Origin of the sequence: Micromonospora qiuiae (assembly GCF_016863555.1) — a bacterium.
GTDB classification, from domain to species: domain Bacteria; phylum Actinomycetota; class Actinomycetes; order Mycobacteriales; family Micromonosporaceae; genus Micromonospora; species Micromonospora qiuiae.
Genome location: NZ_BOPC01000047.1, coordinates 39274 through 57761, shown reverse-complemented (window position 1 = coordinate 57761; position 18488 = coordinate 39274). Strand labels below are relative to the sequence as shown.

Below are 18488 nucleotides of genomic sequence, written 5' to 3'. Positions count from 1 at the left end.
CCCGCCACACCAGGCGGGTCGCCGCCGCGCTGCGCCCGTACGACCAGGGTAGTGCGATCTGGCCAGCACGACATACGCGCAGCTCAGGCGGCGTGGCGCAGAGCGAGGTCAGCTCGGCTGCTTCTCGCGCAGCTCCTTGATCTTGGCCTTCTTGCCCCGCAGCTCACGCAGGTAGTAGAGCTTGGCGCGGCGGACGTCACCGCGGGTCACGACCTCGATCCGGTCGATCACCGGGCTGTTGACCGGGTAGGTCCGCTCGACGCCAACGCCGAAGCTGAGCTTGCGGACGGTGAAGGTCTCGCGCAGTCCAGCACCCTGACGGCGGATGACGACGCCCTGGAAGATCTGGACCCGGGACCGGTTGCCTTCGACGACCCGGGCGTGCACCTTGACGGTGTCACCGGCGCGGAAGGCGGACAGGTCGGTGCGCTTGGACTGGGCGTCAAGGGCGTCCAGGATGTTCATCGCTGCGTCCTCGTGAGGCTCACGGCGCACCGTCAGTCGGCGCGCGGATGGGTGATACTGATCCCCGAGTGGTGGCCGGCGACGAACCGACCCCGGTCAGGGATCCTCGCAGCCGTCCACGGCGTGCACGACTGCGGCAACCCCTCTACTCTGCCACATCCGTCCCAGGCACCTGCAATCCGGCCCGCTCCAACGCCGTCACGTCCCGTTTGTCCAAGCCCTGCGGGTCGAGCGCGGCCAGCATGTCGGGACGGCGATGACCGGTACGGGTCAGCGCCTGGTCCCGGCGCCAGCGGGCGATCCGGCCATGATCGCCGGAGCGGAGCACCTCGGGCACGTCCAGCCCGCGCCAGGTCGCCGGCTTGGTGTACATCGGCGCTTCCAGCAGCCCGTGCGCGTGCGACTCCTCCTCCAGCGAGCCGGCGTTGCCGAGCACACCGGGCAGCAGGCGGGTCACCCCCTCCAGGATCACCAGCACCGCCACCTCGCCGCCGAAGAGCACGTAGTCGCCGAGGCTGACCTCGGTCACCGGCATCCGGGTGCCCGCGTGATCGAGCACCCGTTGATCGATGCCCTCGTACCGGCCACAGGCGAAGAGCAGGTGCGGCTCGGCGGCCAGTTCGTACGCCAGCGCCTGGGTGAACGGCACGCCGGCCGGCGACGGCACCAGCAGCCGGGGCGGGGTCAACTCCGGCGGGGCCAGGGCGTCCAACGCCTCGCCCCACGGCTCGGGCCGCATCACCATGCCGGGCCCACCGCCGTACGGGGTGTCGTCGACGGTGCGGTGCACGTCATGGGTCCAACTACGCAGATCGTGGACGTTCAACCGCAGGGTGCCGCTGGTCCGAGCCTTGCCGATCAGCGACAGCTCCAGCGGGGCGAAGTACTCCGGGAAGATCGACACGATGTCGACGCGCATCAGGGGTTGCTCCGCGGATCTAGAGGTCGAGCAGGCCGCCGGGCGGGTCGACCACCACCCGGCCACCGGCGAGATCGACCTCGGGAACGATCGCCTTGACGAACGGGATCAGCGCGGTACGCCCCTCGGGGCGACGCAGCACCAGCAGGTCGGAGGCGGGAGCGTGGTCGATCCGGGCCACCTCGCCGAGGCGTTCGCCGTCCGGGGTGACCACCGCCAGCCCGATCAGCTGGTGGTCGTGGAACTCCTCCGGATCCTCCGGCGGAGTCACGTCAGCGCTGTTCACCGCGACCAGGGTGCCGCGCAGCGCCTCCGCGACGTCGCGGTCCAGCACCCCCTCGAAGGCGACCAGCATCCGCCCCTGGTGCCAGCGGGCGGCCTCCACGGTCAACTCGTCGGGCACCTGGAACGGCACGCCGGGACCGGCGGCCGGGGGTGGTGCGCCGCGTCCGGCGTTCGCCCCCGACATGGTGCGCAACACCATGCCGGGGGCGAACCGCGCCTCGGGCTCGTCGGTACGCACCTCCACGGTGACTTCACCGCGGATGCCGTGCGGCTTGCCGATCCGGCCGACGATGAGCAGCATCAGTACGAGTCGACGATGTCGACGCGTACGCCGCGCCCACCGATGGAGCCGATCACCTGGCGCAACGCCTTGGCGGTCCGGCCGGACCGCCCGATCACGGTGCCCAGGTCCTCGGGGTGCACCCGGACCTCCAGCCGCTTGCCCCGCCGCGAGTCGACCATCCGGACGCGTACGTCGTCGGGGTGATCGACGATGCCCTTGACCAGGTGCTCCAGCGCCGGCCGCAGTTCCATGTCAGGCCTGCTCGCCGGAGTCCGCGGCCGGCTCCTCGGCCTTCGGCGCCTCGGCCTCGACCTTGGCGGCCTTCTTCGCCGGCTTGGCCGGGGTGTCGGCCACGCCCGCGGCGGCCTTCGCCTCGGCCTCGTAGGCGGCCGTGCGGTCGGCCCGCTCGGGTGCCACCTTCAGCGGCGGCGGAGCCGGCAGGCCCTTGAACTTCTGCCAGTCACCGGTCAGCTCCAGCAGCCGCTGCACCGCCTCGCTCGGCTGGGCGCCGACGGACAGCCAGTACTGGACCCGCTCCGACTTGACCTCGATCACCGAAGGATCTTCCTTCGGCTGGTAGATCCCGACGAACTCGATCGCCCGGCCGTCGCGCTTGGTGCGCGAGTCGGCGACGACGATACGGTACTGCGGGTTGCGGATCTTGCCCATCCGCAGGAGCCGGATCTTTACGGCCACAGTTGTTTCGCTCCTGTTGCGATCTCACCAGCCCGACAGGGGCGGTGTGCACGGGTGAGCGCCAACCGGCACAGTGGGGTTGGGCCGGAGACCACTCGGGTGGACTGGCGACGTGCCCGGGTTAGAGGGCGCCGGGCACACGCCGGATACCAGCGAGCCATTCTGCCAGATCCACCCGAGATCTCTCACACCGGACCGGCGGCGGTTCATCCGATGTCCTCAGTTGCAGGCGTGGAAGAGCTCGTGATGACCGGAAGGTGAGCGCGGACACAACCGGCTTCAGCGTACGGGCGGGCGGTCCCAGCCCTCCGGCAGCCGCTCGGGCGTGGTCCACTCCGCTGGTGGGACGAACTCGCACCAGGTGCCGTCGAACGGGAACTCGCCGGCCTCCACGAGGGCGATCACCCGCTTTCCCTCGGACCACACGGCGGCCTCGTCGGTCACCCAGTAGTGCTCCGGAAAGGCCAGCCGCTCGACGAACTCCTCCTCGTCCTTCCACTCCCAGCTGCGGTCCGGTCGCACCCACACGTCGAGGTCCTGATCCACCATGTCGACCCCGGCCAGCTCGCCGTCGTCCCACCGGACGCCGGGTTCCTCCAGGTTGACGTACCAGCCGGCGAAGTGCCCCCGCGCGTCCCGGAACCACCAGACGGAATGAGGCGCGTCGGCGGGCAGGAACTTCAGCAACGGGGGGCCGTGCCACCGGCCCTCGGCGAGGCGGTAGGTCGACGTGATCCATTCGCTGAATGGAACGGCACGCATGCCCAACCCGGCCTCGGTCACCTCACTGGCCACCGGTGACCCCTCGGCCACCCAGAGCAGCAGGCCGCGCTCGTCGTCGCTGACCACCCGGGCCGATCGGACCCAACCGATGCGTCCCTGCCGCACGTTGCGGTGCACGATCAACCGCCCCGGCTCGAATCTCACGCACCGACCCTACCGGTCCGCGAACACCGCGCGGCCTCGCGGCATCTCGCCGCCGCAGGTGTTAAGAAGGGGCCCTTTCTCTACCGGAGGCGTTAAGAAGGGGCCCTTCCTTGCATCTCAGTAGGCGCGGGCGAGGATGGCGGTGAGGTCAGGCTCGTCCTCGGTGTCGGGAACCGAGCCGTCGGCGCGCAGCAGGCAGCGGACGCTGACGCCCTGGCCGTTGGCCTTCGCCTCGCCCTCGACGCCGACTGCCGACCACGGCACCCGGGCCCAGCCGGTGGCCGCCGCCTCGATCGCCTCGTCCAGGGTCGCCACGTCGACCGTACGCGACTGGCGGAAGGCGAGCGCCTGGTCGTGCAGGGCCCGCTGGTCGGCGTCCAGGGCGGCGAGCACCGCGCCCACCACGTCGGCCACCGGCGTGGGGGCCTTCGAGCCGTCGGTACGCCGGACCACGACCGCGTTGCCGGTGGCCAGGTCGCGGGGGCCGACCTCGACGCGTACCGGGTAGCCGCGCAGCTCGGCGTCGACGGCCCGGCGGCCGAACGGGGTGTCGGTGCGGTCGTCGAGCGCGACCCGGACCCCGGCGTCCCGCAGCGCGTCGCGCAGCTTGGCCGCCGCCTCGGTGACGCCCTCGCCGTCCTTGACCACCATGACGTACGCCTGCACCGGCGCCAGCTTCGGCGGCACCCGCAGCCCGTTGTCGTCGCCGTGGCACATGATCAGGCCGCCGAGCATCCGGGTCGAGGTGCCCCAGGAGGTGGTCCAGGCATGCTCCCGGCCGCCCTCGGCGGAGGAATAGCTGATGTCGAACGCCTTGGCGAAGTTCTGCCCCAGCTCGTGGCTGGTGCCGAGCTGGAGCGCCTTGCCGTCACCCATCATGCCTTCGCAGGTGTAGGTGGCGGTCGCCCCGGCGAAACGCTCCCGGGCGGTCTTGAGCCCGACCACCACCGGGATGCCGAGCACGCCCACCATCAGGTCCTCGTACGCCTCGTGCAGAATCTTGCGGGCGTAGGCACGGGCGTCTTCGCGGGTGGCGTGCGCGGTGTGTCCCTCCTGCCAGAGGAACTCGCTGGTGCGCAGGAACACCCGCGGGCGCAGCTCCCAGCGGACCACGTTGGCCCACTGGTTGAGCAGCAGCGGCAGGTCGCGGTACGAGTCGATCCACTTGGCCATGAACTCGCCGATGACCGTCTCGCTGGTGGGGCGCACCACGACCGGCTCGGCCAACTGCTTGCCGCCGCCGTGGGTGACCACCGCCAGCTCCGGCGAGAAGCCCTCGACGTGCTCGGCCTCACGCTTGAGGTAGCTCTCCGGAATGAACAGCGGGAAGTACGCGTTCTCCGCGCCGGCCGCCTTGATCCGGTCGTCCATCTCGGCCTGCATCCGCTCCCAGATGGCATAGCCGGCCGGTCGGATCACCATGGTCCCCCGCACCGGCCCGTTGTCGGCCAGCTTCGCCTTGGCGATCAGATCCTGGTACCAGCGGGGAAAGTCCTCCGCCCGGGGAGTGAGCACGCGCGCCATGACCGCACATCCTATGCCCACTCCCCTCCCCCGCCCCTGCCCACCCCGCCCACCCCGCCCGCCGCCCCACCGCGCCGATCTTGCAGTTCTGGTCGCCGAAAAGACACTTGTGGGGTGATTTGCGGCGACGAAAAGTGCAAGATCGCGGGGCGGTCACGGGGTGGGCGGGGCGGTCAGGGGGTGGGCCGGGGCGGCGCGGGCGGGTGGGGCAGCACTAGCATCCGCTGCCATGTATTCCGATGACCCGGGCTCGGGGTCGGATCTGGCCGAGCTGGTCGTCCGCTGGGTGCGCTGGGTGGCCGCCCACCGGCAGCCGAACAACCCGATCGAGGACCGCACCGGTCGGCACGCGGGGCGCCACCAGCCCGACGACGTCTGGTTCCTGGCCGGCACATTGGGCGGCGCGGTGACCCGGCAGTGCGTGGCGCCGGCCGGGCGGCCGCTGTTCTTCCCGGCCTTCTGCTGGTGGGAGGCGGGTCGCACCGCGGAGCCGGCCGAGCCGTGGGCGAAGGCCACCGGATTCGCTCAGCTCGACGGCGCGCAGCTGCCGCTGCACTCGGTGGGTTCACCCGCCTCGTTCCCGGTCCGGGGCTTCTTCAACAACGTCGTCACCGCCTGGCCGTGGCCGATGCAGGTCTCCTGCTGGGGCCTGTGGTGCCTGGTGCCACCACCATCGCCCGGAGCGCATCAACTCAGCTTCGGCGGCACCGACGATCAGCAACTCTGGGTCGAAGCGCAGTACCAGCTCGACGTACGCCAGGTCAGCGGATGACCCGTCCGCGCAGGACGATGCGGGCCGGCTCGCGGACCAGCCGCAGGTCCCGGCGGGGGTCGTCGGGATAGATGGCCAGGTCGGCCAGGCCGCCCTCGACCAGGCCGGGGAGGCCCAGCCACTCTCGGGCGCGCCAGGAGGCGGCGGCGAGCACGTCCATCCGGGACATGCCGGCCTGCTCGTGCAGCAGGAGCATCTCCTCGGCGGCGAGGCCGTGGTCGATGCCGCCGCCGGCGTCCGTTCCGACGTAGATGGGCACTCCGGCCTCGTACGCGGCCCGCACCACCTCGGGGAAGCGGTCGCGCAGGGCGAGCATGTGGTCGGCGTACCCGGGGAACTTGGCTCGGGCCTGATCGGCGATATGACCGAAGGTACGGATGTTGATCATCGTGGGGATCAACGCGGTGCCCTGCCGGGCCATCAGGTCGATCAGGTCCAGGCTCAGCCCGGTGCCGTGCTCGACCGAGTCCACCCCGGCCCGCACCATGATCTCCACAGCCGACTCGCTGAAGGTGTGCACGGCGGCGCGTACCCCGGCGGCGTGCGCGGCGGCGACGGCAGCGCTCATCGTGTCGGCGTCCCAGGCCGGCGCCAGGTCACCGACGCCCCGGTCGATCCAGTCCCCGACCAACTTCACCCAGCCGTTGCCGGCGGCGGCCTGCTCCGCCACGGTCGCCGCCACCTCGGCCGCGCCGACCTCCACACCGATGTTGCGCAGGTACCGCTTCGGCGGGGCGACGTGCCGCCCGGCGCGGAGCAGGCGCGGCAGGTCGGCTTCGTCGTCCAGTTCGGGGTACGGGAAGGGCGAGCCGGCGTCCCGGATCGCGAGTACGCCCGCGTCCCGGTCGGTACGGGCCAACGCGCGCGCCTGGTCCAGCGAGGTGATCGGGGCACCGCCCCGGGCGATGCCGATGTGGCAGTGCGCGTCGACCAGGCCGGGCAGGACGAACCCGCCGTCCGCGACCGTCTCGGCGCCGGGTACCGGTTCGAAGGTGACCCGGTCGCCGACCAACCACAGATCCCGGACCTCGTCGTCCGGCAGAAGCACACCGCGCACATGCAGAGCCATGCGCACAGTCCTACCCGATCACTGCCCGTCGCGCGCGAGAAGCCCGGCCCGCCGTGCGGTCAGCGCCGGCAGGTCGACCGACACCTTCCAGGGCCGCTCGGTGACGAAGAGATCCTCGGTGTGGGTGGCCACCTCGTACTCGCCGGAGGGGCTGAGCGCGTACTCGGTCAGGGTCATCTTCTCGTGCAGCGGGTCGACCACCCAGTAGGTGCGTACGCCGGCATGGGCGTAGACCTTGGCCTTGTCGTACAGGTCGCGGAAGGTCGACGTGGGCGAGATGACCTCGACGGCCAGCAGCGCGTCCTCGACCGGAACCGGCGAGCGGTCAGCGTGCTCACGCCGGATGGCCACCACGTCGGGCCGCGGCTCGTTACGCCGGTCCACCCGCATTGACAGGTCGATACTGACCAGATATTCCGCCGGGCAGTTGACGCGGAGGGCGAGCAGGATCTCGACACAAAGATCTTGGTGCAGTGCGGTGGGGGACGGCACGATCAACCTTCCGTTGATCAGTTCGTACGGAAGGTCCTCCGGCAGGTCGCCGAGGTCGTCGACCGTCCACTCCGACCGCTCGGGCAGGATGGGCGCCACGGTCATGACTCCTCCTTCCAGGGGCAGCATCACCCTAAGCGCCGACGACACCACCCGCCGTCACCGACACGCTCAGCGGGGCTTGTCGCCCTTGCCGAGCTTGTTGAAGTCGATCTTCGGAAGCTTGAAGCCCGGCGGGAGGCCCTGACCGGCCGCCAGGTCCTCCGGGCTCAGCCCCGGTGGCAGCTGCGGCATGCCGCCCGGGAAGCCACCGGGCAGCCCGCCCTGCGCCGCCCGGGTGCCGGCGCCGCTGCGCGGCCGGCCGCCCTTCGTGCCCTTGCGCTTGTTCTTCGGGCTCTTGGTGGCCTTGCGTCGGCCGCCGCCCGGAAGGCCCATCATGCCGCCCATCTGCTTCATCATCTTCTGCGCGTCGGTGAAGCGGTTGAGCAGCTGGTTGACGTCCATCACGGTGACGCCGGAGCCGTTGGCGATGCGGGCCCGCCGGGAACCGTTGATGATCTTCGGGTTGGTGCGTTCGGCCGGGGTCATCGACCGGATGATCGCGGTGATCCGGTCGAAGTGCTTGTCGTCCAGCTCGGCGAGCTGGTCCTTGACCTGCCCCATGCCCGGCATCATGGCCAGCACGTTGGCGATCGGCCCCATCCGGCGTACCGCGATGAGCTGATCGAGGAAGTCCTCCAGGGTGAACTGCTCGCCGCCCATCAGCTTGGCGGTCATCTTCTCCTTCTGATCGGTGTCGAAGGCCGCCTCGGCCTGCTCGATCAGAGTGAGGACGTCGCCCATGCCGAGGATCCGGCTGGCCATCCGGTCGGGGTGGAAGACGTCGAAGTCCTCCAGCTTCTCGCCGGTGGAGGCGAACAGGATCGGCTGCCCGGTCACCTGCCGGACCGACAGCGCCGCACCGCCCCGGGCGTCGCCGTCGAGCTTGGAGAGCACCACGCCGGTGATGCCGACGCCGTCGCGGAACGCCTCGGCGGTGCGTACCGCGTCCTGCCCGACCATCGCGTCGATGACGAAGATGACCTCGTCCGGGTCGACCGCGTCGCGGATGTCGGCGGCCTGCTGCATCATCTCGGTGTCGACACCGAGCCGGCCGGCGGTGTCGACGATGACGACGTCCCGAGCTGTCCGGCGGGCGTGCTCGATCGAGGACTTCGCCACCTGCACCGGATCGCCGACGCCGTTGCCGGGCTCCGGGGCGTACACCTCGACGCCGGCGCGGCCACCGAGCACCTGGAGCTGCCCGACGGCATTGGGACGTTGGAGGTCGGCGGCGACCAGCATCGGCTGGTGCCCCTGGGCCTTGAGCCAGCGGGCCAGCTTGCCGGCGAGGGTGGTCTTGCCGGAGCCCTGGAGGCCGGCAAGCATGATCACGGTCGGCGGCTGCTTGGCGAACTGGAGCCGGCGCCACTCGCCGCCGAGAACGGCGACCAGCTCCTCGTTGACGATCTTGATGATCTGCTGGGCCGGGTTGAGCGCCTGGGAGACCTCCGCGCCGCGGGCGCGTTCCTTGACGTTGGTGATGAAGCCCTTGACGACCGGCAGCGCGACGTCGGCCTCCAGCAGCGCGAGGCGGATCTCGCGCGCCGTGGCGTCGATGTCGGCGTCGGTGAGGCGCCCCTTGCCGCGGAGCTTTGTGAAGATCCCGGAGAGGCGGTCACTCAAGGTGTCAAACACACGAACATCCCGTTTGTCAGTGTCCCGGCGAGCACGAACGCGGCCGGACAGAGGTGTCCAGCCATCGCTAGCGTAGCCCGCCGCACCCAGCCGCGCTCCGCGCCAGCCGCCCGAAAAACTCGGGCACCTGCAGCACCACCTGCCGTACGGTCAGGCCCCGGTCACGGAGACCGTCGAGGATTTCCGCGCGGTGCGCGGGTCCGGGCCTGGAGGGTGCGCGCGGGCCGGCTGTTAAAAGGGGGCCCTTCCTCTACCGCAGGCGTTAAAAGGGTGCCCTTCCTTACACTGGTTCCTACAGGGCGTCCAGGCCGCGCTCGCCGGTGCGGACCCGGACGACCTGTTCGACTCCGGTCACCCAGACCTTGCCGTCACCGATCTTGCCGGTTCGGGCGGCACCGACGATGGCGCTGACGATCTTCTCGACGTCCATCTCGTCGGTGAGCACCTCCACCCGGATCTTGGGCAGGAACTCGACGGTGTACTCGGCGCCCCGGTAGACCTCGGTGTGGCCCTTCTGCCGCCCGTACCCCTGGACCTCGCTCACGGTCAGCCCGGCCACGCCGAGCGTGTGCAGGGCCTCCTTGACGGCGTCCAACTGGTGCGGCTTGATGACGGCGGTCACCAGCTTCATGTCCAACCCCTCCATTCGCGAAACGTTAGCCGGCGACCTTCTCGCCCACCGGTTCGGTGGGCTCCGACTTCGGCGCCGCCGTGGCAGCGATGCCCGCTGCGGCGAACGCGCCGCCGCCACCGGTGGAGCTGAACTCGTACGCGCTCTCCGCGTGCTCGGCGTTGTCGATGCCCTCGACCTCGGCGTCGGTGCTGGTCCGGAAGCCGATCGTCTTCTCGATCGCGAAGCCGATGACGTACGCGACCACGAACGAGTAGACCAGCACCGCGACCACGCCGACCGCCTGAAGGCCGAGCAGCTCGATGCCGCCGCCGTAGAACAGGCCGTCGTTGCCCGCGCCGGCCAGCACCTCGACGGCCAGGAAGCCGATGAGCAGCGAGCCGATGATGCCGCCGACCATGTGCACGGCCACCACGTCGAGCGAGTCGTCGTACTTGAACGTGTACTTCAGGCCGACCGCGAGCGCGCAGACCGCACCGGTGATCGCACCGAGGGCGATCGCGCCCAGTGGCTCCAGGAAGGCGCAGGCCGGGGTGATGCCGACCAGGCCGGCGATGGCGCCGGAGGCCGCACCGAGGGTGGTCGGCCTGCCGTCGCGGAGCCGCTCGACCACGATCCAGCCGAGCACGGCGGCGGCTGCGGCGACCTGCGTGTTGATCAGCGAGACGGCGGCGGCGCCGTCGGCCGCACCCGCCGAGCCGGCGTTGAAGCCGAACCAGCCGAACCACAGCAGCGCCGCGCCGAGCAGCATCATCGGCAGGTTGTGCGGCTTGAACTTGTCCTTCGGCCAGCCCACCCGGCGGCCGAGCACGAGCGCCAGGGCGAGCGCGGCGGCACCGGCGTTGATGTGCACCGCGGTGCCGCCGGCGAAGTCGAGCACACCCAGCTCGCCGATCCAGCCGCCGCCCCAGACCCAGTGCGCGACCGGGAAGTAGACCAGGGTGGCCCACAGGCCGGCGAAGAGCAGCCACGGCCCGAACCTGGCCCGGTCGGCGATCGCGCCGCTGATCAGCGCGACGGTGATCACGGCGAACATCAGCTGGAAGCCGGCGAACAGCAGGTCGGGGAGACCGCCCTCGGTGCCGCTTTCCAGCATGCCGCGCAGACCCAGGGCCGCCAGATCACCGGTGACCCCGCCGAGGTCCCCGCTGAAGGCGATGCTGTAGCCGTAGAACACCCACAGCAGGCTGACCAGACCGATCGCCCCGAAACTCATCATCATCATGTTGAGCACGGACTTCGATCGCGTCATGCCGCCGTAGAACAGCGCCAGGCCGGGCGTCATGAGCAACACCAGCGCGGCAGAAGTCAAAATCCAGGCGGTGGCACCAGAATCCAGCTCCGGCACGCTGCCTCCTCTCGGGTTGTCTTCCCTCCCTCCCGGCCTCGCGCGGCATCGCCCGTACGCCGGTTGCGCGAAGCCTGCTCGGCGGCTGTTTCACCCAGGGTCCCCGGTCGGTTTCCAGACCGTGATGGGTTGTTTCGGACGTGTGAAAAAAGTGGTTCAGCGCAGGGCGTCCTCGAGGACCTGCCGTTCGTAGTCGAGCAGCCGAAGGTCGCGCATCGGCCGGCGCAGGTGCCCCTTGTGCACGATTCGGACGAAGGCCGGTTCCCCGGCGGCGGCCATCCGCCGGATGCCCTCCACGTGGTCCACGATCCGTTTCCGGATGGTCCGGATCAGCCGGTGCCGGTCGCGCGGAATCAGCCCGTACGCGTCGGCGAAGAGACGCAGCCGACGCGGGCGGTCCGGACGCTTCCAACCCAGAGTGATCGAGTCCCGGTCGGAGAAGATCGGCACCCAGGTCCAGGCCGCGTACGCCACGTCGTAGATCCGCGCCCCGGGTGAGGCCAGGTCGAAGTCGATCAGCCCGAGGGTGCCGTCCGGCCGCCAGATGACGTTGTGCGGTGCGGCGTCGTGGTGACAGATGACCTCGGTGTCCGGCGGCGGCGGCCCGAACGAGCGCCACACCGCCTGGGGTGGTGGGGCGAAGCCGTACTGGGCGTCGTGGAACATCCGCAGCATGGTGGCGACGGTGACCAGCGCCTCGTCGGTCACCCAGTGCGGGGCCAGCGGGTATTCCCCGCACTCACCCTCGAGGTACGACAGCACCTCGCGGTTGCGCTCGTCCATGCCGAGCGCGCGGGGAGCGCCGGTGAACCCGACGTACTCCAGGTGGCGGAGCAGGGCGTGCACCGACGGGGTCCAGGGTCCGGCGTTGCGCCGGACCGTGTCGCCCACCCGGACGACGGTGCTGACGTTCCCGCCGTGCAGGGGGATCTCCTGCGAAGTCACGTACGGTCTCCCGAGGCGCTGCGACGGGTGGCTCGGGTCGCGCCAGCCCGCGTACGCGCGGTCTTCTCTGGTCACGCGAGGTTACGCGGTCGGTCCGGGGGCTTCGGTACCCAGTAGCGCGTCGACGAACTGCGCGGCGTCGAACGGCGCCAGGTCGTCCGGCCCCTCGCCGAGGCCGACCAGCTTGACCGGGATGCCGAGCTTGCGCTGCACGGCGATCACGATGCCGCCCTTGGCGGTGCCGTCGAGTTTGGTGAGCACCACCCCGGTGACGTTGACCACCTCGGTGAAGACGCGGGCCTGCTCCAGGCCGTTCTGGCCGGTGGTGGCGTCGAGCACCAGCAGTGTCTCGTCGATCGGGCCGTGCTTCTCCACCACCCGCTTGACCTTGCCCAGCTCGTCCATCAGGCCGACCTTGTTCTGCAGCCGGCCGGCGGTGTCGACGAGCACCGTGTCCACGCCGGTGTCGATGCCGCGCCGGACCGCGTCGAACGCGACACTGGCCGGGTCGGCGCCCTCCGGGCCACGGACGGTCTCCGCGCCGACCCGCCCGGCCCAGGTCTCCAACTGATCGGCGGCGGCGGCCCGGAACGTGTCGGCTGCGCCGAGCAGCACGCTGCGACCGTCGGCGATGAGCACCCGGGCGATCTTGCCGCAGGTGGTGGTCTTGCCGGCGCCGTTGATTCCGACCACCAGCAGCACCGCCGGCACGCCCTCCTTGGGCGCGGTGCGCAGCGAGCGGTCCAGCCCCGGGTCGAGCGCGTTGACCAGCTCGGCGGCGAGCAGGGCGCGCAGCTCCGCGGCCGACCGGGTGCCCAGCACCCTGGTCCGCTCCCGCAGCCGGTCGACGATCTCGCGGGTAGCGTCGATCCCCACGTCCGCGGTGATCAGGTTGTCCTCGATCTCCTCCCAGACGTCCTCGTCGAGCCGGTCGCGGCTGAGCAGGCCGAGCAGCCCCTGACCGAAGACGTTCTGCGAGCGCGCCAGCCGGGACCGCAGCCGCACCAGTCGGCCGGCGGTGGGCTCGGGCACCTCGACGGTCGGTGCGGGTGCCTCGATGACCGGCGGCGGCTCCACCAGGACGCCGGTGGACAGATCGGCCTCCGGTGCCTGCACCGGCGGCCCGGCGAGCTCCTCCTCCGCCCGGGTGTCCACCTCGGTACGCGGCAGCCGTGGCTCCGGCCGCCGGCGCAACCGCGGCACGACCAGCCCGATGCCGCCGAGGATCAGCACGCCGAGCAGGGCGAGAGCGATGAGGAGGTATTCCGTCATGCCGAAATCCTGTCAGATGCCGGCGATCCCGTCTCAGCCACCGCTCCCGCCACGCCAGCCGGCAGTAGTTTCGACCACAGCCAGCGGTGGTGCGACCCGGCGGCTGGGTAGTACAGGATGAAGCTCTTTCGTCTGGAGGTTCGACATGCCCGCGCAGCTGCTCATCGGCCCCCTGCTGCGCCGGGTCGTCGGCACCCGGGCCACCGTGTGGGTCGAGACCACGGCACCCGCGGTGGTCACCGTCCGCACGGCCGGCGGCGCCACCGGCACGGCACCCACCTTCTGCGCGTACGACCACCACTACGCGCTCGTGGTGGTGACGGGACTCACCCCCGAAAGCGCCACGACCTACCAGGTGCTGATCGACGACGAGGTGACCTGGCCGCTGCCCGACGGCCGCTTCCCGCCCAGCGTGATCCGGACCCGCGCCGCCGACGACCGGGACCAGCCGGTGCGGCTGCTCTTCGGGTCCTGCCGGGAGACCACCCAGCACGCCACCACCCGCAGGTTGCCCCCGGACGCGCTCGACGCGTACGCCCGGCGGATCCTGGCCGACCCCGACCCGGCCGGCCTGCCGGACCTGCTGGTGATGCTCGGGGACCAGGTCTACGCCGACGAGACCTCGCCCACCGTGAAACGGCTGCTGCGCCGGCGCCGGCGGCGGCCCGCTGGCGCGCCCAGCGACCAGGTGGTCAGTTTCGACGAGTACACCAAGCTCTACCTGGAATCCTGGGGCGACCCGGAGATCCGGTGGCTGCTCTCCACCGTGCCGAGCGTCATGATCTTCGACGATCACGAGATCATCGACGACTGGAACACCTCGGCCTCCTGGCGAACCGAGATGCGCGCACAGCCGTGGTGGGCCGAGCGGATCGCCAGCGGGCTGGCCTCCTACTGGGTGTACCAGCACCTGGGCAACCTCGACCCGGACGAGATCGCCGCCGACCCGGTCTTCGTCAAGGTACGCGCGGCCGAGGACGCCACCGAGGTGCTGCGCGAGTTCGGCGCGCGGGTCGACACCGAGAGCGGCCCGGCGCACGGCACCGAAGTGAGCAGGTCATCGGCGGATGTGGACTCGTCGCGACCCCCTGAGCGCGCGGACAGCTACCAGTGGAGCTACTCGCTCGACCTCGGCCGCACCCGGCTGGTGATGCTGGACACCCGGTGCAGCCGGGTGTTGCAGCCGGGCCGGCGGGCGATGCTGCCGGCCGGTGAGTGGTCCTGGTTCGTCGACCGCGCTCACGGCGACTACGACCATCTGGTGATCGGCTCGTCGCTGCCCTGGCTGCTGCCGCCCGGCATCCATCACGTGGAGGCGTGGAACGAGCAGCTGGCCGACTCGCCCCGATCGTGGGTGGTCGCGTTGGCGGAGTGGCTGCGCCGCGGGCTCGACCTGGAGCACTGGGGCGCCTTCCGCCGCTCCTTCGACGGGCTCGGCGCACTGTTCGCCCGCATCGGCAGCGGCGCACCGGGTACGCCCGGCGACCGTAAGGGCGCCGGTCCGGCGTACCCCCCACCGGCGTCGATCAACGTGCTCTCCGGGGACGTGCACCACTCGTACGTGGCCCGGGTCCGGTTCGCCGACCCCGGCGTACGCACGCCGGTGCATCAACTCACCTGCTCGCCGTTCCACAACCAGGTGCCGGCCGGGCTGCGCCCGCTGATGCGACTCGGCTGGGCACGCGGGCCGGCCGGGGCGGCCCGGGCACTCGCCCGCGCCGTCGGGGTGCCCCGACCCGCAGTGAAGTGGCGCAAGTTGGCCGGCCCGTACTTCGGCAACGCGGTGGCCACGCTCACCCACGCCGGCCGCGACGCCGAGGTGGTCATGGAGGGCACCACCAGCGACGGCCACCTACGCAAAGTGGCCCACCACCACCTCACCCCCTGATCAGGTGTAAGGAAGGGCCCCTTTTTAACGCCTCGCGTAGTAAAAGGGCCCCTTGTTAACACGCGCCATCCGTTCGCGGAGCGGGACGGCCCGGCGTCGGCGACCAGCGCGGCGCTGCGACCGGCCCGGCGTCGGCGACCGGCCCGGCATCGCGACCGGCCCGGCATCGTGATCGGCGCGGCATCGCGACCGGCCCGGCATCGCGACCGGCCCGGCGTCGCGACCGGCCCGGCGTCGCGACCGGCCCGGCATCGGCAACGGGCTCGGCATCGACCGGCCAGACGCCGACCGGCCGGCGGGTCGGCAGCCCTGCTTCGTACCCTCGTCGGGTGGACGAACAGCTGCCGGAGAGCCTGCGCGAGGTCGAGCACGAGCTGACCGCGCTGCTGCGTCGCGGCCGGGCCATCTCCTGGGAGATCGCCAGCGAGGTGCATCCCAACCTGGAACCGAACGCGTACGGGCTGCTGCTCTGGCTGCGTCGCTCCGGCTCGATCCGGCTCACCGACCTTGCCGCTCGGCTCGGCGTGGGCAAGGGCACACTCAGCCGGCAGATCCAGAGCCTGGAAGGCCTTGGGCTGGTCCGGCGAGACCCGGATCCGAGTGACCGGCGGGCCGCTCAGCTCAGCCTGACCGAGGAGGGCCAGCGTCGGTTCGACGCTGCCCGGGCGTCCCGACTCCGCCAGATCCGGCGAGCCCTCGAGAGCTGGCCGCGCCAGGACGTCGAGGACTTCGCCCGCCTGATGCGCCGGTTCAACGACGCTTGGGGGTGACCCGACGAAGTGGCGGCATCCACGCCAGGTTGATCATGCCCTTTCGGCGGACCGGTGCCGGATGACCAGCGGGCGGCCCGCCGGACGGGCTTAACTCGAAGCGGAACAAGACCACCGCCACACCAGGTTGTTGCTTGAGGCAACCAAGCTTTACGGTTGCCTGCGGCAACACTTTCACTCCGCTTGGAGGCACCCCCGCATGACTCAGGCGAGCCGCCCCGCCCGAGCGATCCCCGTCGCGATGACCCACCGGCAGATCCTGGAGGCTCTCTCCGGCCTGCTGCTGGGCATGTTCGTCGCCATCCTCTCCGGCACGGTCGTGGCGAACGCGCTGCCGAGGATCATCACCGAGTTGCACGGCACCCAGTCCGCGTACACCTGGGTGGTCACCTCGACGCTGCTGGCGACCACCGCGACCACCCCGCTCTGGGGCAAGCTCGCCGACCTCACCAGCAAGAAGGTGCTGGTCCAGGTCGCCCTCGTGATCTTCGTGCTCGGGTCCGTGCTGGCCGGGCTCTCGCAGTCCACCGGGCAACTGATCGCCTGCCGGGTGCTCCAGGGCATCGGCGCCGGCGGCCTCACCGCGCTGGCTCAGGTGATCATGGCGACGATGATCGCGCCCCGCGAGCGCGGACGGTACAGCGGCTATCTCGGGGCGGTCATGGCCGTCGGCACCATCGGCGGTCCGCTGATCGGCGGCGTCCTCGTCGACACCCCCTGGCTGGGCTGGCGCTGGTGCTTCTACGTCGGAGTGCCGTTCGCGCTGCTCACCCTGGTCGTGCTCCAGAAGACCCTCGACCTGCCGGTGGTCAAGCGCAAGGTGCAGATCGACTGGTGGGGCGCCACACTGATCACCGCCGCCGTGTCCCTGCTGCTGATCTGGGTTTCGCTCGCCGGCAGCCGGTACGGCTGGCTCTCCTGGCAGAGCGCGGTCATGGTGCCTGGCGCGCTGCTGCTCGGTGCCGCCGCCGTCCGGGTGGAGACCCGGGCCAGCGAACCACTGATCCCGCCGCGGCTGTTCCGCAACCGCACCATCACCCTCTCGGTGCTGGCCAGCATCGCGGTGGGCGTGGGCATGTTCGGCGCCTCGATCTTCCTCAGCCAGTACTTCCAGATCAGCCGTGGCGTCACCCCCACCATGTCCGGCCTGATGACCCTGCCGATGATCCTCGGCCTGCTGGTCGCCTCCACCACCGTCGGCCGGATCATCACCAACACCGGCCGCTGGAAGCGCTACCTGGTCGCCGGCTCGGCCCTGCTCACCGTCGGTTTCGCGCTGATGGGCACCCTGCGGGCGGACACGCCGTACTGGCGGGTCGGCGTCTTCATGGCGCTGATCGGTGTCGGCGTCGGGATGACCATGCAGAACCTGGTGCTCGCCGTGCAAAACACCGTGGGCGCGCACGAACTCGGCGCGGCCAGCTCCGTGGTGGCCTTCTTCCGCAGCCTCGGCGGCGCCATCGGGGTCAGCGTGCTGGGCGCCCTGCTCGCACACAACGTGAGGCGTTATCTCGCCGACGGGCTGGCCGCGCTCGGCATACCGGCGCCGTCCGGCAGCGGCGACACCCTGCCGGACGTGCACACGCTGCCCGCGCCCATCCGGGCCGTGGTGGAGTCGGCGTACGGCCACGGGGCCGGGGACATCTTCCTGGCCGCCACCCCGTTCGGGCTGATCGCCCTGATCGCCGTCCTGTTCATCAAGGAGGTACCGCTGCTGCGGCACACCGGCGGCCCGCTCGCCGACGAGGTCGAGCAGGAATCGACGGTGGCGGCGGGCGGAGCGACCGCCGTGATCCGTACCGAGAACCGGGACTGACCGACGGCAACTCCGACCGGGTCAGTCGCCACCTGCCTGATCCGCACCGATCCCTGGCGGCGTGCCCTGAGGACGGAAAACGTGTCGCCGGTTGTCGGGGGCACGGGCCAGGATGGCGGGCATGATCTGGAGAGCGCCGGAAATCACCCGAACCCCCGAGCCGTACGTCGGTGACGAGCGCACCATGCTGGAGGGCTGGCTCGACTACCACCGGCAGACCCTGTTGCTCAAGTGCGCCGGCCTGACCGCCGAGCAACTCAAGACCGCGAGTGTCGAGCCGTCCGGGCTGACCCTGCTCGGTCTGGTTCGGCACATGGCCGAGGTGGAGGCCTGGTGGTTCCGGGAGAACTTCCTCGGTGAACGGGTCGACTACCCCTACTTCACCGAGGACGATCCCGACGCGGACTTCGACATCAGCGCGGCCGACGCCGAGGCGGACTTCGCCACCTTCCAGCACCAGGTGGAGCTGGCCCGTGCCGCAGTCGCCGGTCGGTCCCTCGACGAGACGTTCACCTCGGTCGGCCGGAAGGGACGGACGTGCAACCTGCGCTGGATCTACGTTCACATGATCGAGGAGTACGCGCGCCACAACGGGCACGCCGACCTGATCCGGGAACGCATCGACGGGGTGGTCGGCTCGTGACGGCTA

Annotated in this window: 19 protein-coding genes; 5 read left to right on the top strand and 14 right to left on the bottom strand. The window is 70.8% G+C overall.

What is annotated here, in order from left to right:
- Positions 1–108: 108 nt before the first annotated feature.
- From rplS to proS, 7 genes are all read right to left on the bottom strand, one after another.
- Positions 109–465 (bottom strand): 50S ribosomal protein L19, encoded by a 357-nt coding sequence (gene rplS / locus Vqi01_RS17715; RefSeq protein ID WP_204035911.1) that lies wholly within the window; start codon positions 463–465, stop codon positions 109–111.
- Positions 466–610: 145 nt separating this feature from the next.
- Positions 611–1384 carry a tRNA (guanosine(37)-N1)-methyltransferase TrmD gene (gene trmD, locus Vqi01_RS17710; protein ID WP_204035910.1) on the bottom strand — a complete coding sequence of 258 codons (774 nt, stop codon included), beginning with the start codon at positions 1382–1384 and terminating at the stop codon, positions 611–613.
- Between the two features lie 19 nt (positions 1385–1403).
- Positions 1404–1967, bottom strand: coding sequence for a ribosome maturation factor RimM (gene rimM / locus Vqi01_RS17705; RefSeq protein ID WP_204035915.1), 564 nt, complete (start codon positions 1965–1967; stop codon positions 1404–1406).
- Positions 1968–1969: 2 nt separating this feature from the next.
- Entirely contained in the window at positions 1970–2203 is a 234-nt protein-coding gene (locus tag Vqi01_RS17700; protein WP_137782272.1) for an RNA-binding protein, read from the bottom strand.
- A 1-nt stretch (position 2204) separates the two neighbouring features.
- On the bottom strand, positions 2205–2648 hold the full coding sequence (rpsP, locus tag Vqi01_RS17695; protein ID WP_204035909.1) for a 30S ribosomal protein S16: 444 nt from the start codon (positions 2646–2648) through the stop codon (positions 2205–2207).
- A gap of 279 nt (positions 2649–2927) precedes the next feature.
- Positions 2928–3575 (bottom strand): ribonuclease FAU-1 family protein, encoded by a 648-nt coding sequence (locus tag Vqi01_RS17690; protein ID WP_204035908.1) that lies wholly within the window; start codon positions 3573–3575, stop codon positions 2928–2930.
- Between the two features lie 117 nt (positions 3576–3692).
- Positions 3693–5099 carry a proline--tRNA ligase gene (proS, locus tag Vqi01_RS17685; RefSeq protein ID WP_204035907.1) on the bottom strand — a complete coding sequence of 469 codons (1407 nt, stop codon included), beginning with the start codon at positions 5097–5099 and terminating at the stop codon, positions 3693–3695.
- Positions 5100–5328: 229 nt separating this feature from the next.
- On the opposite strand from proS, the gene Vqi01_RS17680 reads away from it, so the two are divergent.
- A complete protein-coding gene (locus Vqi01_RS17680; RefSeq protein ID WP_204035906.1) occupies positions 5329–5871 on the top strand; it encodes a hypothetical protein in 543 nt (180 codons plus the stop codon).
- Here Vqi01_RS17680 and Vqi01_RS17675 read toward each other — a convergent pair.
- The 7 genes from Vqi01_RS17675 to ftsY form a co-directional block, all read right to left on the bottom strand.
- The gene (locus tag Vqi01_RS17675) at positions 5861–6940 is read right to left on the bottom strand and encodes an amidohydrolase family protein (RefSeq protein WP_204035905.1); all 1080 of its coding nucleotides are present in this window, start codon (positions 6938–6940) and stop codon (positions 5861–5863) included. The two genes, Vqi01_RS17680 and Vqi01_RS17675, sit on opposite strands and share 11 nt — an antisense overlap.
- Before the next feature lie 18 nt (positions 6941–6958).
- Positions 6959–7537 carry a Uma2 family endonuclease gene (locus tag Vqi01_RS17670; RefSeq protein ID WP_204035904.1) on the bottom strand — a complete coding sequence of 193 codons (579 nt, stop codon included), beginning with the start codon at positions 7535–7537 and terminating at the stop codon, positions 6959–6961.
- Between the two features lie 66 nt (positions 7538–7603).
- Entirely contained in the window at positions 7604–9169 is a 1566-nt protein-coding gene (ffh, locus tag Vqi01_RS17665) for a signal recognition particle protein (protein ID WP_204035903.1), read from the bottom strand.
- Between the two features lie 292 nt (positions 9170–9461).
- A complete protein-coding gene (locus Vqi01_RS17660; protein ID WP_204035914.1) occupies positions 9462–9800 on the bottom strand; it encodes a P-II family nitrogen regulator in 339 nt (112 codons plus the stop codon).
- 25 nt (positions 9801–9825) lie between these two features.
- A complete protein-coding gene (locus tag Vqi01_RS17655) occupies positions 9826–11148 on the bottom strand; it encodes an ammonium transporter (RefSeq protein ID WP_204035902.1) in 1323 nt (440 codons plus the stop codon).
- Between the two features lie 156 nt (positions 11149–11304).
- The gene (locus tag Vqi01_RS17650) at positions 11305–12168 is read right to left on the bottom strand and encodes an aminoglycoside phosphotransferase family protein (protein WP_204035901.1); all 864 of its coding nucleotides are present in this window, start codon (positions 12166–12168) and stop codon (positions 11305–11307) included.
- Positions 12169–12174: 6 nt separating this feature from the next.
- Positions 12175–13365 (bottom strand): signal recognition particle-docking protein FtsY, encoded by a 1191-nt coding sequence (gene ftsY / locus Vqi01_RS17645; protein ID WP_204035900.1) that lies wholly within the window; start codon positions 13363–13365, stop codon positions 12175–12177.
- 145 nt (positions 13366–13510) lie between these two features.
- Here ftsY and Vqi01_RS17640 point away from each other — a divergent pair, with 145 nt between their 5' ends.
- From Vqi01_RS17640 to Vqi01_RS17625, 4 genes are all read left to right on the top strand, one after another.
- The gene (locus Vqi01_RS17640) at positions 13511–15253 is read left to right on the top strand and encodes an alkaline phosphatase D family protein (RefSeq protein WP_204035899.1); all 1743 of its coding nucleotides are present in this window, start codon (positions 13511–13513) and stop codon (positions 15251–15253) included.
- 329 nt (positions 15254–15582) lie between these two features.
- The gene (locus Vqi01_RS17635; RefSeq protein ID WP_239098466.1) at positions 15583–16023 is read left to right on the top strand and encodes a MarR family winged helix-turn-helix transcriptional regulator; all 441 of its coding nucleotides are present in this window, start codon (positions 15583–15585) and stop codon (positions 16021–16023) included.
- Between the two features lie 199 nt (positions 16024–16222).
- Positions 16223–17839 (top strand): MDR family MFS transporter, encoded by a 1617-nt coding sequence (locus Vqi01_RS17630; protein ID WP_204035898.1) that lies wholly within the window; start codon positions 16223–16225, stop codon positions 17837–17839.
- A 121-nt stretch (positions 17840–17960) separates the two neighbouring features.
- Positions 17961–18482, top strand: a complete 522-nt coding sequence (locus Vqi01_RS17625; RefSeq protein WP_204035897.1) for a DinB family protein — start codon at positions 17961–17963, stop codon at positions 18480–18482.
- The last annotated feature ends 6 nt before the right edge of the window (positions 18483–18488 follow it).